The sequence below is a fragment of the Streptomyces sp. NPDC059787 genome, assembly GCF_042732315.1.
Taxonomy (GTDB): Bacteria; Actinomycetota; Actinomycetes; order Streptomycetales; family Streptomycetaceae; genus Streptomyces; species Streptomyces atrovirens.
The window spans coordinates 147,063-169,769 of sequence record NZ_JBHWHX010000015.1; the positions used below are offsets into that span (position 1 = coordinate 147,063).

General features: G+C 72.9%; 20 protein-coding genes. 16 read left to right on the forward strand and 4 right to left on the reverse strand.

All coding sequences use genetic code 11. From position 1 onward, the window contains the following. Window positions 1-320 precede the first annotated feature (320 nt). The 8 genes from ACFV5H_RS17195 to ACFV5H_RS17230 all read left to right on the forward strand — a co-directional run bounded on the left by ACFV5H_RS17195 (window position 321) and on the right by ACFV5H_RS17230 (window position 7,682). Window positions 321-2,192 carry a sensor histidine kinase gene (locus ACFV5H_RS17195; protein WP_385195544.1) on the forward strand — a complete coding sequence of 624 codons (1,872 nt, stop codon included), beginning with the start codon at window positions 321-323 and terminating at the stop codon, window positions 2,190-2,192. Window positions 2,193-2,248: 56 nt separating this feature from the next. After that, window positions 2,249-2,683 carry a roadblock/LC7 domain-containing protein gene (locus ACFV5H_RS17200; RefSeq protein ID WP_073934977.1) on the forward strand — a complete coding sequence of 145 codons (435 nt, stop codon included), beginning with the start codon at window positions 2,249-2,251 and terminating at the stop codon, window positions 2,681-2,683. Window positions 2,684-2,685: 2 nt separating this feature from the next. After that, complete coding sequence (locus ACFV5H_RS17205) at window positions 2,686-3,057, forward strand: DUF742 domain-containing protein (RefSeq protein WP_030862933.1); 372 nt, start codon at window positions 2,686-2,688, stop codon at window positions 3,055-3,057. Then, window positions 3,035-3,664 carry an ATP/GTP-binding protein gene (locus ACFV5H_RS17210; protein ID WP_385195547.1) on the forward strand — a complete coding sequence of 210 codons (630 nt, stop codon included), beginning with the start codon at window positions 3,035-3,037 and terminating at the stop codon, window positions 3,662-3,664. Before ACFV5H_RS17205 ends, ACFV5H_RS17210 begins: the two co-directional genes overlap by 23 nt. 58 nt (window positions 3,665-3,722) lie before the next feature. Beyond that, window positions 3,723-4,298, forward strand: coding sequence for a GAF domain-containing protein (locus ACFV5H_RS17215; protein WP_385053281.1), 576 nt, complete (start codon window positions 3,723-3,725; stop codon window positions 4,296-4,298). Between the two features lie 185 nt (window positions 4,299-4,483). Then, window positions 4,484-5,512 carry an L-threonine 3-dehydrogenase gene (gene tdh, locus ACFV5H_RS17220; RefSeq protein ID WP_385053278.1) on the forward strand — a complete coding sequence of 343 codons (1,029 nt, stop codon included), beginning with the start codon at window positions 4,484-4,486 and terminating at the stop codon, window positions 5,510-5,512. 28 nt (window positions 5,513-5,540) lie between these two features. Beyond that, the gene (locus ACFV5H_RS17225) at window positions 5,541-6,740 is read left to right on the forward strand and encodes a glycine C-acetyltransferase (protein ID WP_385195550.1); all 1,200 of its coding nucleotides are present in this window, start codon (window positions 5,541-5,543) and stop codon (window positions 6,738-6,740) included. 36 nt (window positions 6,741-6,776) lie between these two features. After that, complete coding sequence (locus ACFV5H_RS17230) at window positions 6,777-7,682, forward strand: LysR family transcriptional regulator (protein ID WP_385053273.1); 906 nt, start codon at window positions 6,777-6,779, stop codon at window positions 7,680-7,682. A gap of 28 nt (window positions 7,683-7,710) precedes the next feature. Here the strand turns inward: ACFV5H_RS17230 and ACFV5H_RS17235 are convergent, their stop codons facing one another. Continuing rightward, a complete protein-coding gene (locus ACFV5H_RS17235) occupies window positions 7,711-8,472 on the reverse strand; it encodes an SDR family NAD(P)-dependent oxidoreductase (RefSeq protein ID WP_385053269.1) in 762 nt (253 codons plus the stop codon). A gap of 141 nt (window positions 8,473-8,613) precedes the next feature. On the opposite strand from ACFV5H_RS17235, the gene ACFV5H_RS17240 reads away from it, so the two are divergent. Together ACFV5H_RS17240 and ACFV5H_RS17245 are read left to right on the forward strand one after the other, a co-directional pair. After that, window positions 8,614-9,252 (forward strand): TetR/AcrR family transcriptional regulator, encoded by a 639-nt coding sequence (locus ACFV5H_RS17240; RefSeq protein ID WP_385195553.1) that lies wholly within the window; start codon window positions 8,614-8,616, stop codon window positions 9,250-9,252. Between the two features lie 28 nt (window positions 9,253-9,280). Next, window positions 9,281-9,865 carry a TetR/AcrR family transcriptional regulator gene (locus ACFV5H_RS17245; protein ID WP_385053264.1) on the forward strand — a complete coding sequence of 195 codons (585 nt, stop codon included), beginning with the start codon at window positions 9,281-9,283 and terminating at the stop codon, window positions 9,863-9,865. 4 nt (window positions 9,866-9,869) lie between these two features. Here the strand turns inward: ACFV5H_RS17245 and ACFV5H_RS17250 are convergent, their stop codons facing one another. Next, the gene (locus ACFV5H_RS17250) at window positions 9,870-10,877 is read right to left on the reverse strand and encodes an SMP-30/gluconolactonase/LRE family protein (RefSeq protein ID WP_385195555.1); all 1,008 of its coding nucleotides are present in this window, start codon (window positions 10,875-10,877) and stop codon (window positions 9,870-9,872) included. A 160-nt stretch (window positions 10,878-11,037) separates the two neighbouring features. Between ACFV5H_RS17250 and ACFV5H_RS17255 the strand changes: the two genes are divergently transcribed. Then, window positions 11,038-12,825, forward strand: a complete 1,788-nt coding sequence (locus ACFV5H_RS17255) for a flavin-containing monooxygenase (protein ID WP_385053258.1) — start codon at window positions 11,038-11,040, stop codon at window positions 12,823-12,825. A gap of 140 nt (window positions 12,826-12,965) precedes the next feature. Here ACFV5H_RS17255 and ACFV5H_RS17260 read toward each other — a convergent pair whose 3' ends face one another. Together ACFV5H_RS17260 and ACFV5H_RS17265 are read right to left on the reverse strand one after the other, a co-directional pair. Continuing rightward, window positions 12,966-14,135, reverse strand: a complete 1,170-nt coding sequence (locus ACFV5H_RS17260; protein ID WP_385195558.1) for a 4-hydroxybenzoate 3-monooxygenase — start codon at window positions 14,133-14,135, stop codon at window positions 12,966-12,968. 120 nt (window positions 14,136-14,255) lie between these two features. After that, window positions 14,256-15,011: an IclR family transcriptional regulator gene (locus ACFV5H_RS17265; protein ID WP_385053252.1), complete on the reverse strand. Its 756-nt coding sequence runs from the start codon at window positions 15,009-15,011 to the stop codon at window positions 14,256-14,258. Between the two features lie 516 nt (window positions 15,012-15,527). Here ACFV5H_RS17265 and ACFV5H_RS17270 point away from each other — a divergent pair. The 5 genes from ACFV5H_RS17270 (at window position 15,528) to ACFV5H_RS17290 (ending at window position 22,581) form a co-directional block, all read left to right on the forward strand. Continuing rightward, window positions 15,528-16,220 carry a TetR/AcrR family transcriptional regulator gene (locus tag ACFV5H_RS17270; protein ID WP_385053249.1) on the forward strand — a complete coding sequence of 231 codons (693 nt, stop codon included), beginning with the start codon at window positions 15,528-15,530 and terminating at the stop codon, window positions 16,218-16,220. Window positions 16,221-16,398: 178 nt separating this feature from the next. After that, complete coding sequence (locus ACFV5H_RS17275; protein WP_385195567.1) at window positions 16,399-17,973, forward strand: MDR family MFS transporter; 1,575 nt, start codon at window positions 16,399-16,401, stop codon at window positions 17,971-17,973. Between the two features lie 355 nt (window positions 17,974-18,328). Continuing rightward, entirely contained in the window at window positions 18,329-20,338 is a 2,010-nt protein-coding gene (locus tag ACFV5H_RS17280; protein ID WP_385059356.1) for a beta-galactosidase, read from the forward strand. A gap of 92 nt (window positions 20,339-20,430) precedes the next feature. After that, entirely contained in the window at window positions 20,431-21,504 is a 1,074-nt protein-coding gene (locus ACFV5H_RS17285) for a nitrous oxide reductase family maturation protein NosD (protein WP_385059354.1), read from the forward strand. A 48-nt stretch (window positions 21,505-21,552) separates the two neighbouring features. After that, window positions 21,553-22,581 carry a methyltransferase gene (locus tag ACFV5H_RS17290; RefSeq protein ID WP_385059351.1) on the forward strand — a complete coding sequence of 343 codons (1,029 nt, stop codon included), beginning with the start codon at window positions 21,553-21,555 and terminating at the stop codon, window positions 22,579-22,581. The last annotated feature ends 126 nt before the right edge of the window (window positions 22,582-22,707 follow it).

Genomic DNA, 22,707 nt, shown 5'->3' on the forward strand with positions numbered 1-22,707 from the left:
TCGCTCGAGAGGGTTATCGGTCTGTCGTACGAAGCCTCATACCAGAGCGCGATGCTGTCCGCATGAGTTTGTCAACTGCCCACCGCACATGATGCGGTGGCGACTACGGTGAGTGTCGGTCGGGCGGCACCGCGGCACCTCATGCCGTAGGGCGCTTCTGCGTCGAGGGGCCGCGTCCAACAGTCGGATCAGGGAGCGGGGACCGGTACGTGCAGCCACAAGGCGGACGAGGGAGCGGACGGGGCGAGGGGCCCCGACGCCCGGGCCCGGCCGGTTCCCCGGGCCCGGCCGGAGCGCGGGGCGCCGTCGGCACCACGGTCGTGGTCCGCGAGTCGGACCGCACCGACGCGAATCCCGCGGGCGTCCGGGCCCGCCGGACAGGCCCGGCCGCCCGCGCGGACCGCCGTGAGGGCGGACGGCACGGCCGGCCGCCCGCACGGACCGCTCCCGTGCCGCCCGAGGCGCCGATACGGTCCCAACTGCTGCGTCTCGCCGTGCTCCCGCCCGTGGCGGTGGCCCTCAGCGCCTGCGCGGCCGTGCTCTTCACCGTCCGCTCCACCGGGGTCCGGCCGAGCCTCACCCTGTGGGCCGTCCTCGGCGGCGCCACCTCGGTGACGTTCGCCGGCATCGTCATCGCCGCCGTGGCCGCCGACCGCGCCGCCCGGTCCGTGCGCGACCGCATCGGCACGCTGCGCCGGAGCACCGCCCGGCGCGAGGCCGACCTGGGCACCCTCGTCGAGACACTGCGCCGCGGCGACGCCCCGCGCGGGCAGCGGGGCGAACAGGCCGGTGCCCTCGACGGCGACGCCGACTTCGACCTGCTCGCCACCGACCTCGCCCGCACGCACGACGGGGCCGTCCACGCCGTCGTGCAGGCGTACCGGCTCTCCAGCCAGACCGGCAGCGAACAGAAGCTCGAGGTGTTCGTCAACCTCGCCCGGCGCCTGCAGTCCCTGGTGCACCGCGAGATCTCCATCCTCGACGAGCTGGAGAACGAGATGGAGGACCCCGACCTGCTCAAGGGGCTCTTCCACGTCGACCACCTCGCCACCCGCATCCGCCGCCACGCCGAGAACCTCGCCGTGCTCGGCGGGGCCGTCTCCCGGCGGCAGTGGAGCAACCCGGTCTCCATGACCGAGGTGCTGCGCTCGGCGATCGCCGAGGTCGAACAGTACTCACGGGTCAAGCTCGTGCCGCCGATCGACGGCACCCTGCGCGGGCACGCCGTCGCCGACGTCATCCACCTGCTCGCCGAACTCGTCGAGAACGCCACGGTGTTCTCCGCCCCGCACACCCAGGTGCTGCTGCGGGCCGAGCTCGTCACCTCCGGGCTCGCCGTCGAGGTCGAGGACCGCGGACTCGGCATGCCCGTCGGCGAGCAGGACCGGATGAACGCGCTGCTCACCGACCCCGACCAGGTGCATGTCGCCAGCCTGCTGGCCGACGGCCGGATCGGCCTGTTCGTGGTCTCCCAGCTCGCCAGGCGGCACGGCATCCACGTACGGCTCCGGAGCAACATCTACGGCGGGGTCCAGGCCGTGCTCGTGGTGCCGCAGGCACTGCTCGGCACGGAGCCGGGGACCGCCGGCGGCGGACAGGGCGCGGCACCGCAGCCGCACGACCGCGGCACCGGCGCCGCCCCGACGGTCCGCCACATGTCCGTCGTACCGGCTCCCACGGACGTTCCGACGCCGGGCGGAGGGCAGGCGCAGGCACCCGCGGCACCCCTCACGCCCGCCGTTCCACCGCCCTGGCCCCCCGCCCGGCCCCCGTCGCCCGCCGGCGACGCACCCGCCCCGCCGTTGCCCCTGCGCGGCGCCCGTGAGGTGCGCCCCGACCACGCCGAGGCCGTACCCGGTGTCCACCACGCCGACCGGGACGACGCCCTCACGGACCACGGGACCCCGCCCCTCACCCCGCGCGGCGGCACGGTGCGCGGCACCATGGGCAGACCCCGGCTGCCCCGCCGCCGCGCCCAGGAGCACATCGTCCCGCAGCTCCGCGACGGCCCCGCACCCCGCCAGGACACCGAGTACGCCGCCGGACACGACCCCGACCTGATGGCCGCCTTCCAACGCGGCGTCAGCCTCGCGGAGTCCCAGCAGGAGTCCCCCGCCGCACCGCGGCCCGCCGTACCCGCACCCCCCACCGACCACCCCGCCCGACACGGCGGGAGCACGCCCGCCGGATGACCGGCACCACCCCCAGCGCTCCCGCAGACCTTCGTACCCCAAGGAGTCGATCCACCATGGCGAGCGATGCGCCGACCGCCCAGGTATCCGACCTCGACTGGCTGATGAGCGGCCTCGTGCAACGCGTACCGCACACCAGCAGCGCCGTCCTGCTGTCCTGCGACGGACTGGTGAAGTCCGTGCACGGTCTCGACCCGGACGCCGCCGACCACATGGCCGCCCTGGCCTCCGGCCTGTACTCCCTCGGCCGCAGCGCCGGCATCCGCTTCGGTGACGGCGGAGACGTCCGCCAGGTCGTCGTCGAGCTCGACTCGACCCTGCTGTTCGTCACCACCGCCGGCTCCGGCACCTGCCTCGCCGTCATGGCCGGCCGCGAGGCCGACGCGGCGGTGCTCGGCTACGAGATGGCGATGCTGGTCAAGTCCGTACGGCCGTATCTGATGACCGCTCCCCGCCAGCAGGGCGTCGAACCGCCGGCGATGAGGCCTTGAGCGTGACGGCGGCCGGTGACGGGCCCTGGCTCGACGACGCGGCCGGACGGCTGGTACGCCCCTTCACGGTCAGCAACGGCCGCACCCGTCCCACCGTCGCCCTCGACCTCATGTCGCAGGTCAGAGCCACCGGCGCCACCCCCTTCGGCTATCTCGGCCCCGAGCACGCGCAGGCCCTCGACCTGTGCCGCGCTCCCGTCCCGGTCGCCGAGGTCGCCGCCCATCTCAGGCTGCCGGTGGCCGTCACCAAGGTGCTGCTGGCGGACCTCGTCGACTGCGGGGCGCTCACCGACAAGCCCCCCGCGTTCCACCACAACCCGACGGACCGGGCCCTTCTGGAGGCAGTGCTCGATGGACTACGACGACAGCTCTGACCACGTCGACGGCGCGGACCACGACGACGACCCGTTCCCCACCGCGCTCAAGATCCTGGTGGCGGGCGGGTTCGGCGTGGGCAAGACGACCTTCGTCGGCGCGGTCAGCGAGATCGCGCCACTCAGCACGGAGGAACTCCTCACCACGGTCAGCGCCGCCACCGACAACCTCGACGGCGTCGAGAACAAGGTCGAGACGACCGTGGCCATGGACTTCGGCCGCATCACCCTCGACGAGGAACACGTGCTGTACCTGTTCGGGACCCCCGGCCAGGAACGGTTCTGGTTCATGTGGGACGAGCTCTGCGAGGGCGCGCTCGGCGCGGTCGTCCTCGCCGACACCCGGCGCCTGGCGGAGTGCTTCGCGGCGGTCGACTTCTTCGAACAGCGCGGTCTCGGATTCGTCGTCGCCGTCAACGAGTTCGACGGCGCCTTCCGCTACGACCCCGGGGAGGTGCGTGCCGCCCTCGACCTCCCCGCGGAGATCCCCGTCGTCTGCTGCGACGCCCGGATCTCCAGCTCCGGCGTCCAGACCCTGCTGACCCTGGTCCGCCACCTCATCGCCCACACCCCGGCCGCCACGACGGGGTATGGCGCCCACATGTGATCCCCGCACACCCTCGGAGCCCCTGTATGACCTTCCCCCATGACCTGGGAGCCCGCCCATGAGCTACGACCCGCCCCGCCCGGCAGGTCGTCTGCTGCTCACCCCCGAGGACGGCCAGGCGCCCGAGCGTGCCCGCAGACTGCGCCGGCTGGGACTGGGGGAGCGCCCCGAGCCCGCGCTCGACGCCTTCGCGTACGGCCTCGCCGAGCTCACCGGCGCGCCGTACGCCATGGTCAACCTGCCCGGTGAGAACGGGCAGTTCTTCGCGGGCCTGCACACCCCGCCCGTCGCACCGGTCGTGCGCGGCGACGGCACCGGCGCCCTGCCGGGCCGGGTGCTCCCCCGCGACCACGGTTTCTGCCCCCATGTGGTGGCCCGGCGCAAGGCGCTGGTCCTGGAGGACGTGAACGACTACCCGCGGTTCGCGGGCAACCCGGTGGTGGACGAGTTCGGCATCCGCTCCTACCTGGGCGCGCCGCTCATCGACGGCACCGGCATGGTGCTCGGCACCGTGTCGGTCACCGACATCCAGCCCCGCGCCTGGGGACAGCCGGGGCTCGCCGCCATCAAGGCACAGGCCGCGGACCTCGTCGTACGGCTGGAGCGCCGGGAGGACGACGGGCTGCCGCTGTGACTCCTCGCGGCACGGGGGCCGGACGGGTGACGGTGTGAAGGAAAGCTGTGGCCGCGCTTAAGAAATCCTCGATGGACCGGTGAGGGTGTCGTACGGCAGATTGCAGTGCGATTCCACCCCTCTTCCCGGACCGGGGCCGCTTCGGCGTGCCCGCGGGCCGGGACTCACCCTCAGGAGCCGTAGCGTTGAAGGCGCTGGTCAAGGAGAAGGCGGAGCCCGGCCTGTGGCTCACGGACGTCCCGGAGCCCGCCGTCGGACCCGGCGACGTGCTGATCAAGGTGCTGCGCACCGGTATCTGCGGCACCGACCTGCACATCCGGTCCTGGGACGGCTGGGCCCGGCAGACGATCAGCACCCCGCTGGTCCTCGGGCACGAGTTCGCCGGCGAGGTCGTGGAGACCGGCGGGGACGTCACCGACATCAAGACCGGTGACCGGGTCAGCGGCGAGGGCCACCTGGTGTGCGGAAAGTGCCGCAACTGCCTGGCCGGACGCCGCCACCTGTGCCGGGCCACGGTCGGCCTCGGCGTCGGACGCGACGGCGCCTTCGCCGAGTACGTCGTGCTCCCCGCCACCAACGTCTGGGTGCACCGGGTGCCCGTCGACCTCGACGTCGCCGCGATCTTCGACCCGTTCGGCAACGCCGTGCACACCGCGCTGTCCTTCCCGCTCGTCGGCGAGGACGTCCTGATCACCGGCGCCGGCCCGATCGGTCTGATGGCCGCCGCCGTCGCCCGGCACGCGGGCGCGCGCAACGTCGTGATCACCGACGTCAGCGAGGAGCGCCTGGAGCTCGCCCGCAAGATCGGCGCGACCCTGGCGCTCAACGTCGCCGAGTCCACCATCGCCGACGGGCAGCACACCCTCGGCCTGCGCGAGGGCTTCGACATCGGCCTGGAGATGTCCGGCCGCCCCGAGGCCGTGCGCGACATGATCGCCAACATGACACACGGCGGCCGGATCGCCATGCTCGGCCTGCCGGCCGAGGAGTTCCCCGTCGACTGGGCCCGGATCGTCACCTCGATGATCACCATCAAGGGCATCTACGGCCGTGAGATGTTCGAGACCTGGTACGCCATGTCGGTGCTGCTGGAGGGCGGCCTGGACCTCGCCCCCGTGATCACCGGCCGCTACTCCTACCGCGACTTCGAGGCCGCCTTCGAGGACGCGGCCGGCGGCAAGGGCGGCAAGGTCATCCTCGACTGGACCGCGTAAGTCATCCACCTCTCCAGGAGCTTCCAAGATGTTCGACTCCGTGCGCGACGACCTGCGCGCCACCCTCGACGAGATCCGCGCCGCCGGACTGCACAAGCCCGAGCGCGTCATCGGCACCCCGCAGTCCGCCACCGTGAACGTCACCGCCGGCGGCCGCCCCGGTGAGGTGCTCAACTTCTGCGCCAACAACTACCTGGGCCTCGCCGACCACCCCGAGGTGGTCGCCGCCGCCCACGAGGCCCTGGACCGCTGGGGCTACGGCATGGCGTCCGTGCGCTTCATCTGCGGCACCCAGGAGGTGCACAAGGAGCTGGAGGCGCGGCTGTCGGTGTTCCTCGGCCAGGAGGACACGATCCTCTACTCGTCCTGCTTCGACGCCAACGGCGGCGTCTTCGAGACGCTGCTCGGCCCCGAGGACGCGGTGATCTCCGACGCGCTGAACCACGCGTCGATCATCGACGGCATCCGCCTGTCCAAGGCCCGCCGCTTCCGCTACGCCAACCGTGACATGGCCGACCTGGAGTGCCGGCTGAAGGAGGCCGCCGAGGGCGGCGCCCGCCGCACGCTGATCGTCACCGACGGCGTCTTCTCCATGGACGGCTACGTGGCCCCGCTGGACGAGATCTGCGACCTCGCCGACCGGCACGGCGCCATGGTCATGGTCGACGACTCGCACGCCGTCGGCTTCGTCGGCCCCGGCGGGCGCGGCACGCCCGAACTGCACGGCGTCATGGACCGGGTCGACATCATCACCGGCACCCTCGGCAAGGCGCTCGGCGGCGCGTCCGGCGGTTATGTCGCCGCCCGCGCGGAGATCGTCGCCCTGCTGCGCCAGCGCTCCCGCCCGTACCTGTTCTCCAACACCCTCGCCCCGGTGATCGCCGCCGCCTCCCTGAAGGTCCTCGACCTGCTGGAGTCGGCCGACGACCTGCGCGTCCGGCTGGCCGAGAACACCGCCCTGTTCCGCCGCCGGATGACCGAGGAGGGCTTCGACGTCCTCCCCGGCGACCACGCCATCGCCCCGGTGATGATCGGCGACGCGTCGAAGGCGGGCCGCATGGCGGAGCTGTTGCTGGAGCGCGGGGTGTACGTGATCGGCTTCTCCTACCCCGTGGTGCCGCAGGGCCAGGCCCGCATCCGCGTCCAGTTGTCCGCCGCCCACTCCACGGACGACGTGAACCGCGCGGTGGACGCCTTCGTGGCGGCGCGGGCGGAGCTCGACGCCTGAGCGGAACACACCGAGCGATTTGAGACAATCGCATCCATGATCGAGGCACGGCGGCTCCACATCCTCCGTGCGGTGGCCGACCACCGCACGGTCACGGCGGCAGCCGCCGCGCTCCATCTAACCCCCTCGGCCGTCTCCCAGCAGCTCGCCGCCCTGGAGCAGGAGACCGGCCACCGTCTCGTCGAGCGCGGCGCCAAGGGCGTACGGCTGACCCCGGCCGGAGAGATCCTGCTCGGCCACACCAACGCCGTCCTCGCCCAGCTGGAGCGGGCCGAGGCCGAACTGGCCGCCTACGGATCGGGGGAGGCCGGCACGGTCACGGTCGCCGCGTTCGCCACCGGGATCGCCCAGGTCGTCGCGCCCGCCGTGGCCCGTCTCGCCGGGTCGGCGCCCGGCATCCGCATCCGGGTCCAGGACGCCGAGGGCGACGCCAGCCTGCCGATGGTCCTGGACCGGCAGGTCGACGTCGCCGTGGCGGTCGAGTACCGGGGGGCGCCGCCCGCCGACGACCCGCGACTGGCCCACGTACCGCTGTACGCCGAACCCTTCGACGCGGTCGTCCCCGTCACCCACCGCCTGGCCGACACCGCCGAGGTGCCGCTGGCCGAGCTGGCCAAGGACCCGTGGATCGGCCCGTACCCCGGCAACCCCTGCCACGACGTGGTCGTGCTGGCCTGTGAGAGCGCCGGCTTCCAGCCCCGCCTGGAGCACTCCTCGGACGACTTCCGCGCGGTGGTCGCCCTCGCCTCGGCGGACGTCGGCGTCGCCCTGGTGCCCCGCTCGGCGCTGCGCGGCACGGACCTCACGGGCGTGGTCGTCCGCCCGGTCGACGGGGTGGCCCCGACCCGCCGCGTCTTCGCCGCCGTACGCCGCGGCGCCGAGGAGCATCCGCTGATCCGCCCGGTCCTGGACGCCCTCCGCACGGCGGCCGGGGAGGCCTAGGCAGGGAGGGCGTGGGCCGGCGCGGGGGTCACACCGCCGACCAGCCGTCGTCCACCGGCAGGATCGCCCCGTTGATGTTGCTCGCCGCGTCCGAGGCGAGGAACAGGATGGCCGCGGCCTGCTCCTCGGGCCGGGCCAGGCGGCCGAGGTTGACGAAGTGGGGGCCGAGCGCCGCGGGGCCGTGGGCGGCGGGGTCGGCGTTCACACCGATGTTGGTGGCGGTGCCGCCCGGCGCGATGGCGTTCGCGCGGATGCCCTGCTTGCGGTACATCACCGCGAGGTTCCTGGTCAGCCCCACGACGCCGTGCTTCGAGGCGGTGTAGGCGGCACCCGCCGCGCTGCCGCGCAGGCCCGCCTCGGAGGCGGTGTTGACGACGGCGCCCTTGCCGGCCGCCAGCATGTGCGGCAGCACGGCGCGGGTGAGCAGGAAGGGCGCGGTCAGATTGACCCGCAGGACACGCTCCCACTCCGTGTCGGTCACGTCCGCCAGAGCCGTCATCCCGTCCATGATCCCGGCGTTGTTCACCAGGACGTCCACGCCGCCGAAGTGTTCGACGGCGGTCTGCGCCACCCGGTCCACGACGGCCTGGTCGCCCAGGTCGCCGGTGACGGCGACCGCCGTGCCGCCGTCCTTCTCGATCGCCTCGACCGTCGACGCGGCGCCCGCCGCGTCGAGGTCCGCGACCAGGACCCGGGCGCCCTCGGCGGCGAAGGCCAGGGCGGTGGCCCGGCCTATCCCCGACCCGGCCCCGGTGACGATGACGCCGCGTCCGTCGAATGTACCGGCCATGAAGCTCTCCTGTTCCTCGCGCGGGGCTCCGACCGCCCCGGACGGCACCACCGTACGACTTCATGTCTCTGAGTGACATGAAGTCGTGGGGGAAGATCCTCCGAGAGCTCGATCACCCGCTCACCGGAGCCGGAGGAACCGATGACCGCACCCCGTGGCCGCACCGGACGACCGCCCCTGACCGAGGCGCGCAGGACCGAGATCCGCCGGGAGATCGCCCGCGCGGCCGTGGAACTGTTCGTCACCCGGGGCGTCGCGTCCACGACCGGCGAGCAGATCGGCCGGGCCGTCGGTCTGTCGGCGCGCACCGTGTGGCGCTACTTCCCGAGCAAGGAGAGCTGTGTGACACCGCTGTTCTCGGAAGGCGTCGCCGCCCTCACCGCCTTCCTGCGGGAGTGGCCGTCCGGGCAGCCCCTCGACGAGGCCGTGGACCGGTGGCTCGCGGCGGGGGCCGGCATCGCGGGCGGGCCCGACCGGGGCACCGTCGGTGCCCTGGTCCGGCTCACCCGGACCGAACCCGGACTGCGCGCCGTCTGGCTCCGGACCTACGACGAGGCCGAGCCGGCGTTCGCCCGCGCCCTGGCCGAGCGGGCCGGACTGCCGGCCGACGACCTGGGCGTGACGATCCGTGCGGCGATGTTCAACGCGGCCCTGCGCGCGGCCGTCGAGCACCACGCCTGGCGCGGCGAGCACGCACGGGGCGAACGCGGGGCGGCCGAGGCCGAGCTGGAGGCGACCCTGCGCCGGGCGCTGGCCGTCGCCGCGGAGGGGATCGGGTAGGGCGGCGGCTCCCCGTTACGCTGTCCGGATGACCGAGCACGCCACGTCGGACGGGCGGAGGCCCGCGAACCGGGGGCCGAGGGCCGCCGCCGGCAACCGGGCCGCCCTGGTCACCGCCGCCCGGGAGATCTACGCGGCGCACGGTCTGGACGCCCCGCTGTCCGCGATCGCGCGCCGGGCCGGCGTCGGGCAGGGCGTGCTGTACCGGCACTTCCCCGACCGGGACGCCGTCGCGGCGGCGGTCCTGGAGGAGAACGTACGCCAGATCGAGCAGGCCGCCGCCGCGCAGGACGCGACCCCGGACGGGGTGCTGGGCGTGCTGACCTGGCATCTGGCGCAGTCGGCGGCCTTCATCGGCCTCCTCCACGCCGACGGCGCGAGCGGTCGCCTGTCCGCCCACGCGTACGCCCAGGACCTGTCCGAACGGGTCGAGCGCGCCCTGCGCGGGTGCCTGCCGGACGGCCACCGCCTGACGGACGACCTGATGCTGGCCGTCGCCATGGTCTCCGGAGCCGTCACCGGCCCCACGCCCGAGACGCGTGAACACCGGGCGCTGGCGGCCTGGCGGCTGCTCGGCGTCCCGGTGGGACCGGTGCGGCCCTTCGGGGGCTGAGCGCTCAGCCGCCGTTGGACTGCCGGATGCCCTCCGCGAGCGCGTCGAAGGTGTACAGGTACCCGCCGGCGGGTCCGCTGACGGTCATGTACGCCCTGGTCCCGCCGGGCGTGATCGCCACGTTGGTCGCCGACTCGAGTCCCCCGGCGCGGGCCGGCACCTCCACCGTCGCGAGGCGTTCGCCGTACCGGTCGTAGACGGCCATCGCGGGCCGGCCGTGCAGCGCCTGGTACAGGTTGCCGTCCGCGTCCACGGCGATGGAGTCGGTCTGCGCGATGCCGCCGTCGACGCGGACGGCCGTGTGCCGGCCGGTCGTCCCGGCCCGCTGGACGACGGGGAGGTAGGAGATCCGGTTCTCCGTCAGCTCACTGATCCACAGCCCGCGGTAGTCCACGTCGAACGAGATGCCGTTCGTCGCGGCGAGACCGTCGGCCAGGACGGTGACGTCCTCGCCGTCCCGGCCGACGCGCACCACACGTCCGCGCTTCTCGCCCTCGGACAGACCGAGGGAGTCGCTGACGTACAGGTTGCCGTCCCGGTCGAAGGCGATGTCGTCGGGCCGCATCCGGGCGCCGTCGACCTCGCCGGTGAAGAAGGTGCGCCGGTCGCTTCCGTCGGGGGCCAGGGAGACGATCTCGCCGTGGGCGAAGTCGGACAGGTAGAGCCGTCCGTCGTACGGGCTGAACTGGGCCGAGGTGTACGCCCCCCGGTCGTCCGTGAAGACCTTCCGCACCGTCTTCTTCCGGACATCGACGCGCAGCACCTTCGGCTCTCCGGCGGGCGCGGTGACGTCGACGACAGTCAGCCCGCCGTCCTCGCCGAACACCGGACCCTCCAGCAGGGTCATCCCGGTCTCCTCGTGGACCGCGGTCAGCCGCATGAGCTGGTGGGCGATGACGGTCCGGTGCGCGGCGGTGCCGCCGGGGGTGTACCGGTCGCTGCCGCATCCGGTCAGGGCCAGCGCGCCGAGCGCGGCCAGCACGGCAAGGGATCGGTTCCGAAGTCGTCGCATGGGGTCACTTCTTCCTGTCCGAAGGTCGTCGTGCCCCCGAACCCTAACCGGACATCGCTGTCCGGTTGTTGCTACGGTGCGCCAAGGCCGTTCGTTCCCAAGGCAGTTCGCGCGGTCGTCCGGCCCCGGCAGCAGACGGAGAGAAGCGAGGTCCCCCCACATGACGTCCCCTCACACGCCGGCCCCCGACGAGCTCGCCGCGCTGCGACGGCGCTACCGTCGCGAGCGCGAGCGGCGCGTACGGCCCGACGGCCTCCGCCAGTACCTCGGCGCCGACGCCGAGTTCGGCTTCTACGCCGCAGACCCGTACGTGGGAGAGGCGACGGAGCGCGAGCCGCTGCGCGACACCGTCGACGTCGCCGTCGTCGGTGGTGGTTTCGGCGGCATCCTCGCCGGGGCGCGGCTGCGTCAGCAGGGCGTGGCACGGGTCCGGATCCTCGACAAGGGCGGTGACTTCGGCGGCACCTGGTACTGGAACCGGTACCCGGGCGTCCACTGCGACATCGAGTCCCACGTGTACCTGCCGATGCTGGACGAGACCGGATACGTACCGGAGTGGAAGTACTCCCCGGGCGAGGAGATCCGGCAGCACGCGATGCGGATCGCGCGGCAGTACGACCTCTACGCGGACGCCCTGTTCTCCACCACCGTCACCGCGCTGACCTGGGAGGAGAGCTCCCGTACCTGGATCGTGGCCACCGACCGCGGCGACAGGTTCCGGGCGACGTACGTCGTCACCGCCACCGGCACCATGACCGAGCCGAAACTGCCCGGGATACCCGGCGTCCAGGACTTCAAGGGGCACACCTTCCACACGTCCCGCTGGGACTACGCCTACACCGGCGGCACCCCGCAGGGCGGTCTGACCGGACTCGCGGACAAGCGGGTGGGCGTCGTGGGCACCGGTGCCACCGGCGTGCAGGTCATTCCGGTGCTGGCCGAGGACGCCCGGCACGTCCATGTCTTCCAGCGCACCCCCTCCACGGTGGACGTGCGCGCCAACCGCCGCACCACGGCCGGGGACGTCGGCGCGGACCGCGCGGGCTGGGCCCGCGCACGCCGGGAGAACTTCCTGCGCATCGTCTCGGGCGAGACGTCCGACGAGGATCTCGTGGCGGACGGCTGGACGGCCTCGGCGGGCCTGCTGGAGAAACTGCTGCCGAGCTTCCGGCGCCCGGACGACCGGGAGGCCTTCGAGGCCGCCTACGAGATCGCCGACGCGACGAAGATGAACGAGGTGCGGGCCCGCGTCGCACAGGCGGTCACCGATCCGTCGACGGCGGAGACGCTCAAGCCCTGGTACCGGTACGCCTGCAAGCGCCCCACCTTCTCCGACACGTACTACGCGGCCTTCGACCGGAGCAACGTCACCCTGGTCGACACCGCGGACACCCACGGCATCGAACGCGTCACCGAGGACGGGGTCGTGGTGGGCGGCACCGCGTACGCACTCGACTGCCTGATCTTCGCCACCGGGTTCGCCGTCGGCGTCTCCGGCGTCCACTCCGGCAAGCTGCCCGTCCACGGCCGGGGCGGAACCCAGCTGCTCGACGCGTGGGCCCGCCACGGCATCCGCACCCTGCACGGCTTCACCGCCAACGGCTTCCCGAACCTGATCCAGATGGGTTCCCTGCAGAACGCCAGCAGCGTCAACTTCACGCACGTCCTGGACGAACAGGCCGTCCACGCCGCCGCCCTCGTGGCGGCGGCCGAGGCCGAGGGCGCCCTCGTCGAACCGTCCCGCGAGGCGGAGGACGCCTGGATCGCCACCCTGGCCGAAGGCGCCCCCGACCACGAGTGGTTCCACGCCGAGTGCACCCCCGGCTACTACAACCGCGAAGGGCGCGGCCGCCCCAACGGACCGACGGCCTATCCGCACGGCGCCCACGCCTTCCACGAACTCCTGCGCCGCTGGCGGGAGGAGTCCATGGGCGAGGCGCTCGCCTGACACCTGACGAACGCACGGGCGCGGCCGGCGGATCAGGCGTCCGGGCCCGTACGGCGATCAGCGCGTCGACCGCCCCTGTGCCGTTCGGCGACGGCGTCCGGGCCGGTTCGGCGGCCCCGACGCCCCGGCCGCCCCGGTGGTCACCCGAGCGGCCAGCCGGTGTAGCCCTCGGCGAGGTACGCGCGGCCGGCGTCCGACTCGACGACCGAGCGCAGCTCGCCGATCTGGCGCATGCGGTCGAAGTCGCTCGCCCCGGGCTGCGGGTGCAGCATGTTCGTCATCCACCAGGAGAAGTGCTGTGCCTTCCAGATGCGCTTCCGGGCGGTGTCGGGGAAGGCGTCGAACGGGGACTCGTCCCCGTCGAGCAGCAGCGCGCGCAGCGCCTCGGTGAGGACGACGACGTCGGCGACGGCGAGGTTCATGCCCTTGGCGCCGGTGGGCGGCACGGTGTGGGCCGCGTCGCCGACGAGCACCACCCGGCCCCGGCGCATCTCGTGCGCGACGAAGCTGCGGAAACGGAGCACGTCCCGCTGGAAGATCGGGCCCTCGTTGAGGGTGGTGCCGGGGACGCGTGACCGCAGGATCTCCCACAGCTGCTCCTCGGTGTACGCCCCGGTGTCGGTCGCCGGGTCGCACTGGAAGTACATGCGCTGCACACCGGGGCTGCGCTGACTGATCAGTGCGAAGCCGTTCGGCGAGTTGCTGTAGATCAGCTCCTCGGCGCTGGGCGGCGCCTCGCACAGGATGCCGAACCAGGCGAACGGGTACTCCCGGAAGTAGCCGCCGTACGTGCCCGTGACGGCCTCGCGGGCCACACTGCGGGAGCCGTCCGCGCCGATGACGACATCGGCCTCGATCTCGACGGTGTCGCCCCCGGCGTCCTTGGCCACGACGCGCGGCCGGTTTGTCTCCGCGTCCTCCACGCGCTCGGCGGTCACTCCGAAACGGAGGTCCTGGCCGGCGGTGAGGCGCGCGGCGACCAGGTCCTTCAGCACCTCGTGCTGCGGGTAGAGCCACACCGCCCGGCCGACGGTCGCGGCGAAGTCGATCCGGTGGCCCTCGCCGTCGAAGCGCAGCTCTATGCCCTCGTGCTTCTGCCCGGCCGTGAGAACCCGGTCCGAGGCCCCCGTCTCGCTGAGGACCTCGACGGTGCCCTGCTCCAGGATGCCGGCCCGGATGGTGGTCTCGATCTCCTCGCGGCTGCGGGAGTCGATGACGACCGACTCGATGCCGTGGCGGCCGAGCAGATGGGACAGCAGCAGACCGGCGGGGCCTGCTCCGATGACGGCGACCTGGGTGCGTACGGGCATGTCGTCTCCTTCGACGGCCGACGGGGTGGCAGGGAGTCTGGCGCCGGTCCGCCCCTGCTGACGACGGGCTTTCCCATTGAACGGGAACCGGATCTCCTCGACGCGCGGTCCGGCCGGTGGCTACGGGCGACGCGCGCCGAGCGCCGCCGAGATGCCCGCGGCGGCGGAGCGCAGCACCTCGGCCACGGGACCGGTCGGCGTGTCACGGGGGAGTACGACCGACAGCGCGGCGATCACCTGCCCGCGCCCCTCGCGCACCGGCACGGCGACGCCCGTGGAGACGGCCTCGACCGTCCCCGGAGCCACGACCACGCCGTCACGCCGGATGCCGGCCAGGACCCGGCGCAGCAGCGCCGGGTCGGTCACGGTCTCCGGCGACACCGCCTCCAGCGGCCCGGCGAGGACCCGCTCGCGCAGTTCCTCCGGGCCGTGGGCGAGCAGGACCAGCCCCGACGACGAGGCGTGCAGGGGCAGCCGCCCGGCGATCCGGGTGATGTTCGCGCCCGCGTGCGGATGGGACAGACGCTCCACGAAGAGGGTCTCGCCGTTCTCCAGCACCGCGAGCTGGGTGTGCTCCCGGACCCGGGCCTGCACCCGCTCCATGAACGGCAGTGCCGCCTGCCGCAGGCGCAGGGCGTGGGAGCCGCGCAGCGCCAGTTCCCACAGCCGCATGCCCAGACGCACCCGCTGCTCCTCGTCCCGTTCCAGCAGTCCGCACTCCACGAGATCGGCCACGATCCGGTGCGCCGTGGACGACGGCAGTCTCGCGCGCCGTCCGATCTCCGACGCCGTCTGCACGGTCCGGTCGGTGTCGAACGTCTCGAGGACACGAACGATCCGCTCGGTGACCGTCTCCCCGGACCGTGAGTTCGCCATCGTCCGTCCTTCCGGGCTGGTTCGCGGCATGTCGCCGTGACGAGTATCGGGGCGGTGCTCCCTCCCGCGGGGCACCGGCGCCGGACTTCACGCCGCCGGTGCCGAGGAACGCCTCGTCCGGGAGCAGGACCACCACGAGCGGGCGACCGCGACACGCCCCCGCCGCCGGAGGAGTCCTGGCCGCACCTCCACGCGACGGCCGCCGTCGAGCCGGAACGGACCGGAACGGACGGTCGTGGTGGACGAACCGCTCGACCCGCGCCGGCCGGGCCCGCCGCTGCTCCGCGTTCGGTCACTGCTCCGCGTGCCCCTCGCCCGCCCACGACCGTCCCGGCGTGACCTGGACACCCCGGCAGGAGCGCGGGCTGTGCCGCCTCGAAGCCGTCGTACGCACCGTGGTCCCGCTGCCGCCCGAGCGCCCGCGCTGTCCGCCCGCGGCCCGCGCCGCCCGCTCGGCCGTCCGCCGGGCAGGGACCGGACGGAGGGAATTTTGCATGACGTGCATCTTTGCATAGCATGCAAGGTATGTCGGAGAAGGGTGCCGCGCAGGGCGGACTGCGGGAGCGGAAGAAGCGGGCGACGCGCGCCGCTCTCGCCGAGGCCGCCGTGCGGCTGGCCGCCGAGCACGGGGCGGAGAAGGTCACCGTCGAGGCGATCAGCGCGGCGGCCGGAGTGTCCGTGCGGACCTTCTTCAACTACTTCGACACCCGCGACGACGCCTTCGTCGTGATCGACGCGGACGCGGGCGCGCGGATGCGGCAGGCCGTGCTCGACGCGCCGGCCGAGCTCTCCCCGCTCCAGGCCCTGCGCGAGGCCCTGGCCGCGGAACTCGCCGAGGCGGAGCAGCAGCACGAGCTGTGGCGGCTGCACGCCCAGGTGGTGCACGCCTCCCCGCACCTGCTGGTCCGCACGCTCGGCGCGCACATGGCGGACGAGACCGGACTGGCCGAGGCCGTCGCCGCGCGCATCCGCGCCGGCGGGCCGACGGCATCCGTGCCCCCGCCCGCCCCGTCACCCGCCTGCGCGACCGACGAGGAACGGCGCGGTGCGCTCGACCTCTACCCGCGGCTGCTGGCCGCGGTGGCGGGGACCGCGGTGCGGACCAGTGTGGAGCACTGGTCCGCCCGGCCGGAGGAAGCCGCCTTCCTAGACGTCTTCCAGGAGGTGTTCGCCCTCCTCGCCGCCGGTCTCCCGGCACCTCCCGCGTAAGTCCTCACCGTCGGCCGCCCGGCCTCCCGCCGCGGCCGCCGCCCCCGCTGTCCGTTCCGCGCCCACGAGGACGCCGGCACCTGCCGGCGCCCGTCCCGCGCGCGTGACCGTTCGACCATCGTCCGAAAGAGATCCCGTGAGCTCACCCCCGGCGCCCGCCGACGCGCCTCCCGCCTCCATGACCCAACGGCAGATACTCCAGGCCATGTCCGGCCTGATGGCCGGCATGTTCGTCGCCATCCTGGCGGGCACCGTCGTCTCCAACGCGCTGCCGACGATCATCGCCGACCTGGGTGCCAGCCAGTCCTCCTACACCTGGGTCGTCACCGCCGAACTGCTGGCCATGACCGCGACGGTGCCCCTGTGGGGCAAGCTGTCCGACCTGTTCAACAAGAAGCTGCTGCTCCAGCTCTCCCTGCTGATGTTCGTGGTCGGTTCGCTGCTGGCGGGCTTCTCCCACGACACGACGCTGCTGATCTTCAGCCGGGTCGTGCAGGGCATCGGCGCGGGCGGTCTGACCGCGCTCGCGCAGGTCGTCATGGCCGCCGTCATCCCGCCCCGGGAACTGGGCAAGTACTCCGGCATCTTCGGTGCCGTCTTCGCCGTCGGCACCGTGGCCGGACCGCTGATCGGCGGTGTGCTGGTGGACACCGACTGGCTGGGCTGGCGCTGGTGCTTCTTCATCGGCGTGCCGTTCGCGCTGCTGGCCATCCTCCTGTTGCAGCGCACGCTGAAGCTGCCCACCGTCAAGCGCCAGGTGAAGATCGACTGGCTCGGCGCCTTCCTGATCGTCGCCGGTGTCTGCGCGCTGCTCATCTGGGTCTCGCTGGCCGGCAACCAGTTCGACTGGGCGTCGTGGCAGACCGCCGCGCTCGTGATCGGTGGCGTGCTGCTGCTGACCCTGGCGGTCCTCGTCGAGGCCCGTACCGACGAGCCGGTCATCCCGCTCGACATCTTCAAGAACCGCACGGTCACCCTGACCACGGTGGCCAGCCTCCTGGTCGGTGTCGCCATGTTCGGCGGGACCGTCTTCCTCTCGCAGTACTTCCAGGTGTCCCTGGGCAAGTCGCCGACCGTCGCCGGTCTGATGAGCCTGCCGATGATCCTGGGTCTGCTGGTGTCGTCCACCGTCGCCGGGCAGTTGATCAGCCGGACCGGCAAGTGGAAGAGCTACCTGGTGGCGGGCGCGGTCATCATGACCGTCGGCCTCGCGCTGCTCTCCCTGATCGACGCCGACACGCACTTCGGGCTGCTCAGCCTGTACATGGCCGTCCTCGGTGTCGGCGTCGGCATGCTGATGCAGAACCTGGTGCTCGCCGCGCAGAACGACGTCCCCGCGGCCGAACTGGGCGCCGCGACCTCCGTGCTGTCCTTCTTCCGCAGCATGGGCGGCACCATCGGTACCAGCGTCCTCGGTGCGATCCTCGCCAACCGGGTGGCCGACGAGATGACCAAGGGGCTGGAGAAGGCGGGCGTCGCCGGAGGGGCCGAGGGCGGCTCGGGCGGCGGGCACAGCGTCCCGGACATGAGCACGCTGCCCGCCCCGATGCGGGAGATCGTGGAGCACGCCTACGGTGTCGCCACCGCCGAGCTGTTCCTGATCGCCACGCCGTTCGCGCTGCTGGCCCTGGTCGCCGTCGTCTTCCTGAAGGAGAAGCCGCTGAAGACCACCAGCGGCATGGAACGCCTCGCCGAGGAGTCCGCCGCCGCGGACACCACGCCGGACAAGGACCGGACGGCCCCGGTCACCTGAGCCGCGATCCGGCCGGCCGGACTCATGGAGGGGGGGGGCCCCCGCACCCCGGGGGGCGGCCCCCCCCCCACCCACCCCCCCCCCGCCCCCGACCCGCCCCAGGCCGCCCCCCGCCACACTTGGCCGCCCCCCCCCCCCCCCGGGGTCCCCCCCCCCCCTCCCCTTCCCACGCACGGCTGCTCCCGGACGCTACCCACCGCAACCCTGGCCGGCGCGGCGGAAGATGGGACGATGGAGATCCACTTCCCCGACGGACACCACGAGCGGGTGCCGCAGCCACATGTGCGCCGGCCACATGTGCGGTAGCCGTACAGCCGGCCCACGGGAAGCACAGCCCTCCGGAAGGACGGAACACATGCCCACGCACCGCCCCTGGCCGCTCCAGGTCCCCGGCCTCGGATACGGAGGCGACTACAACCCCGAGCAGTGGAGCCAGGACGTCCAGCTCGAGGACATCGAGCTGATGAAGGAGGCCGGCGTCAACCTCCTCAGCGTCGGCATCTTCTCCTGGGCGATGCTCGAACCGCGTGAGGGCACCCATGACTTCGGCTGGCTCGACACCGTACTGGACCGGCTGCACGCCGCCGGCATACGCGTCGCCCTGGCCACCGCCACGGCCTCCCCGCCGCCGTGGCTCACCCGCAAGCACCCCGAGATCCTGCCCCGCAGGCCCGACGGCACCGCCCTCCACCAGGGCTCCCGCCAGTCGTACGCCGTGTCGTCCCCCGTGTTCCGCCGGTACGCGCTGCGCATGACACGCCTGATGGCCGAGCGGTACGGGCAGCACCCCGCGCTCGCCCTGTGGCACGTCGACAACGAACTCGGCTGTCACGTCCCCCACGACTACTCCGACGCCGCGGCCGACGCCTTCCGCGCCTGGCTGGACAAGCGCTATGGCACGATCGACGCGCTCAACGCGGCCTGGGGCACGTCCTTCTGGTCGCAGCGCTACGACACCTTCGACGACATCCTGCCCCCGCTCCAGTCGCCGACCTTCGTCAACCCCACCCAGCAGCTCGACTTCTTCCGCTTCTCCTCCGACGAACTGCTCGCCCACTACCGCGAGCTGCGCGACGTACTGCGCGAGATCACCCCCGAGGTGCCGACGACGACGAACTTCATGATGTCGTCGGCCACCAAGTGGATGGACTACTTCTCGTGGTCCGCCGACATGGACGTCGTCGCCAACGACCACTACCTGATCGCCGCCGACCCGCGGGCCCACATCGAGCTGGCGTTCTCCGCCGACCTCAGCCGCGGGGTGGCCGGCGGCGACCCGTGGATGCTGATGGAGCACTCCACCTCGGCGGTCAACTGGCAGCCCCGCAACCGGCCCAAGGGCCCCGGCGAGATGCTGCGCAACTCCCTCACCCATGTGGCGCGGGGAGCCGACACCGTGATGTTCTTCCAGTGGCGCCAGTCCGCCGCCGGAGCCGAGAAGTACCACTCCGCCATGGTTCCGCACGCCGGACGCGACACCGACGTCTTCCGCGACACGGTGGAACTCGGCAGACGGCTGAGCGCCCTGGCCCCGGTACGGGGCAGCAGGGTCCGCGCGGACGTGGCCCTCGTCGTCGACTACCCGTCCTGGTGGGCCGTCGAGACCGAGGGCCGGCCGAGCGGCGTGCTGGACTACCAGGCGGAGGTGCAGCGCTGGTACCGGGCGCTGTGGGAGCGCGGCGTCACCGTCGACGTCACCTCCGTACACAGTGATCTGACCGGCTACCGCGCCGTGGTCGTACCCACCCTGTACACGGTCACGGACGCGGACGCCGACCGCGTCGCCGCCGCCGCGCGGGCCGGCGCCTCCGTGCTGATCACCTTCTTCAGCGGGATCGTCGACGAGAACGACCACGTCCGGCTCGGGGGGTACCCGGGCGCCTTCCGCGAGCTGCTGGGCGTACGGAGCGAGGAGTTCCACCCGCTGCGGGAGGACGAGGTCCTCACCCTGGACGACGGCAACCGCGCCGACCTGTGGGCCGAGAAGACCCACCTGACCGGAGCCGAGGCGGTACGCACCTGGGCCGACGGTCCCCTGGCGGGCCGGCCGGCCGTCACCCGGCACACCGTCGGCGAGGGCGCCGCCTGGTACGTCGCCACCCGGCCGGACACGGCGGGCGTCGCCGGCATCGTCGACGCGCTCCTGGCCGAGGCGGGCGTCACCGCGGAGGTCCCCGGCCTCCCCGGGGGAGTCGAGGCCGTACGCCGGCACGCCGACGACGGCTCCCGTTTCCTCTTCCTCGTCAACCACACCGCCGACCCCGTCGACGTACCGGCCCGCGGACGCGAACTGCTGCACGACCACGACGTCGACGGACGGCTCGTCCTGCCGCCGGGGGAGGTCGCCGTCGTCCACGAGAGATGAGCCGGCCGGGTGATCACCCGTCGGGCGGGGGCATCGGCCCACCCGGGTGATCACCGGTGGCGGGGCCCCACCCCCGCTCATAGCTTCGGCTCATGAACAAACGACACATCGCCCTCCTCGCCTGTACCGCCGCGGCCGCGGCCGCGGGGCTGGGTGCCGCCCCGTCGGCCCACCATCCGACCGTGCACCGCGTACAGCCCGGCCAGTCGATCCAGAAGGCCGTGGACGCCGCGAAGCCGGGGGACACCGTCCTCCTCGCCCCCGGCACCTACCGGCAGAGCGTCGACATCAAGAAGTCGGACGTGACCCTGCGCGGCCACGGCGCCGGACGCACCGTCCTGGTGCCCGCCGGGAAAGCCGGCGAGAAAGCCGGCAGGAGCGCCTGCGCCGAGGCGGGCAACGGCATCTGCGTGACCGGCACCGACAAGAGCCCCGTCGAGAACGTCACCGTACGGTCCCTGACGCTGCGGGGACACGCCGGGAACGGGCTGTGGGCCACCGGCACCGACGGGCTGGAGGTCAAGTACGTCCTGGCGGAGAAGAACGGCCGGTGGGGCATCGCCGAGGAACGCTCCGTGCACAGCGTGCTCAGCCACAACCTCGTCCGGAAGAACGGCGACGCCGGAGTTTTCGTCGCCAACACCGTCGACACCGAGGAAGGCGCCCGCGACGCGGAGAGGACCGTGATCCGTTACAACCGGATGGCCGACAACCGCGTCGGCGTCACCGTGCGCCGGCTGCGGAACCTGACCGTCGACCACAACGAGGCCACCGGCAACTGCGCCGCCGTCTTCGTGGTCGGCGACGAGTCGAAGCCGCGCGCCGGCGACCTGCGCGTGACGTACAACTACGTCCACGCCAACAACAAGTACTGCCCCAAGACGCCCCGGCTGCCCTTCCTGCAGGGCTCGGGCATCGTCCTCACCGGCGCCGAGGAGACCCTGGTCGCCTACAACCGGGTCGAGGACAACAAGGGCACCTCCCCGCTCTCCGGCGGCATCGTGCTCTTCAAGAGCCTCGTCGGCACGCCCGGCGAGCGCAACGAGATCCGCGACAACCTGGTGACCGGCAACAGCCCGGCCGACCTGGCCGACCGGGACACCGCCGAGAACAACACGTTCAGCCACAACACCTGCACGCTCTCCGAGCCCGCGGGCATGTGCTGACCCGCCGGCCCCACCCCCGACTGCACGACAGCAGAAGCGAGGCAACGGATGAACACCGCTGATCCGGCTCCCCCGCCGCCCATGCGGCTGCGGGAGCTCGTTTTCGGGGCGGCGTGCGCCGCCGCCGTACGCGCGGCCGTCCGCCTGGGCGTGGCGGACGCGCTGGACGGCACCCCCATGACCGTCGACGACCTGGCGACGGCGGTGAAGACCCAGCCGCACACCCTGCGGCGGCTGCTGCGCGCCCTGTCCTGCCAGGGCGTCTTCGCCGAGAACCCCGACGGCACCTTCGAGCACACCGAGATGTCCCGGCTGCTGCGCGAGGACGACCCGCACAGCCTGCGGTACATCGCCCTGTGGTGCACCGAACCGTGGACCTGGAACGTCTGGCCGCAGCTCGACGAGGCGGTGCGCTCCGGACGGGGCGTCTTCGAGGACGTGTACGACCAGGAGTTCTTCACCTACCTCAACGAGTCCGCCCCCGAGTCCGCCCATGTGTTCAACCGGGCCATGACGACGTCCAGCGAGCAGTCCGCGCGCGACGTGGCCCTGCTGCTCGACCTGGACGACGCCTCCTCCGTCGTGGACATCGGGGGCGGCCAGGGACACGTCCTGGCCAGCCTCCTGGAGAAGCACCCACACCTCCACGGCACCCTGCTCGACCTGCCGGGCGTCGTCGAGAACGCCGACCCCCGGCTGCGCCGAGGCGGTTCGCTCGCCGGCCGCGTCGACATCGTGGCCCGGGACTGCCGCGAGGGCGTCCCCGTCCAGGCGGACGTGTACATCATCAAGAACGTCCTGGAGTGGGACGACGACAGCACCCGCCGGGTGCTCGCGGGCGTCCGCGCGGCGGCACGGCCCGGGGCCCGCGTCGTCGTCATCGAGAACCTCGTCGACGACACCCCGTCGATGCGGTTCACCACCGCCATGGACCTGCTGCTGCTCCTCAACGTCGGCGGCGCCAAGCACACCCGGCAGAGCATGGTCGACCGGCTGACCGACGCGGGTCTCGTCATCGGCGACGTCAGCCCGGTCAACGCCTATCTGCACGCCTTCGAGTGCACCGTCCCCGGTTGACCGAAGGGCGCGCCGACAACCCCGAGGCCGGGGGGGGCGCGGCCGAAGCGGGGGCGGGCGGGCCGGGGGGTGCCGCGCCGGGACGGGGGCCCCCCCCCCCCCCGGGGGAAACCAGCCCCCCTGCGG

Excerpts from the sequence above, each read along its gene's own strand:
- ACFV5H_RS17245 (WP_385053264.1), top strand. The coding sequence starts at position 9,281 with ATGACCGAGCACGCCACGTCGGACGGGCGGAGGCCCGCGAACCGGGGG.
- ACFV5H_RS17280 (WP_385059356.1), top strand. The coding sequence starts at position 18,329 with ATGCCCACGCACCGCCCCTGGCCGCTCCAGGTCCCCGGCCTCGGATAC.
- ACFV5H_RS17235 (WP_385053269.1), bottom strand. The coding sequence starts at position 8,472 with ATGGCCGGTACATTCGACGGACGCGGCGTCATCGTCACCGGGGCCGGG.
- ACFV5H_RS17270 (WP_385053249.1), top strand. The coding sequence starts at position 15,528 with ATGCAAGGTATGTCGGAGAAGGGTGCCGCGCAGGGCGGACTGCGGGAG.
- ACFV5H_RS17215 (WP_385053281.1), top strand. The coding sequence starts at position 3,723 with ATGAGCTACGACCCGCCCCGCCCGGCAGGTCGTCTGCTGCTCACCCCC.
- ACFV5H_RS17240 (WP_385195553.1), top strand. The coding sequence starts at position 8,614 with ATGACCGCACCCCGTGGCCGCACCGGACGACCGCCCCTGACCGAGGCG.
- ACFV5H_RS17275 (WP_385195567.1), top strand. The coding sequence starts at position 16,399 with ATGACCCAACGGCAGATACTCCAGGCCATGTCCGGCCTGATGGCCGGC.
- ACFV5H_RS17260 (WP_385195558.1), bottom strand. The coding sequence starts at position 14,135 with ATGCCCGTACGCACCCAGGTCGCCGTCATCGGAGCAGGCCCCGCCGGT.
- ACFV5H_RS17210 (WP_385195547.1), top strand. The coding sequence starts at position 3,035 with ATGGACTACGACGACAGCTCTGACCACGTCGACGGCGCGGACCACGAC.
- ACFV5H_RS17265 (WP_385053252.1), bottom strand. The coding sequence starts at position 15,011 with ATGGCGAACTCACGGTCCGGGGAGACGGTCACCGAGCGGATCGTTCGT.
- ACFV5H_RS17200 (WP_073934977.1), top strand. The coding sequence starts at position 2,249 with ATGGCGAGCGATGCGCCGACCGCCCAGGTATCCGACCTCGACTGGCTG.
- ACFV5H_RS17225 (WP_385195550.1), top strand. The coding sequence starts at position 5,541 with ATGTTCGACTCCGTGCGCGACGACCTGCGCGCCACCCTCGACGAGATC.
- ACFV5H_RS17255 (WP_385053258.1), top strand. The coding sequence starts at position 11,038 with ATGACGTCCCCTCACACGCCGGCCCCCGACGAGCTCGCCGCGCTGCGA.
- ACFV5H_RS17285 (WP_385059354.1), top strand. The coding sequence starts at position 20,431 with ATGAACAAACGACACATCGCCCTCCTCGCCTGTACCGCCGCGGCCGCG.
- ACFV5H_RS17250 (WP_385195555.1), bottom strand. The coding sequence starts at position 10,877 with ATGCGACGACTTCGGAACCGATCCCTTGCCGTGCTGGCCGCGCTCGGC.
- ACFV5H_RS17230 (WP_385053273.1), top strand. The coding sequence starts at position 6,777 with ATGATCGAGGCACGGCGGCTCCACATCCTCCGTGCGGTGGCCGACCAC.
- ACFV5H_RS17290 (WP_385059351.1), top strand. The coding sequence starts at position 21,553 with ATGAACACCGCTGATCCGGCTCCCCCGCCGCCCATGCGGCTGCGGGAG.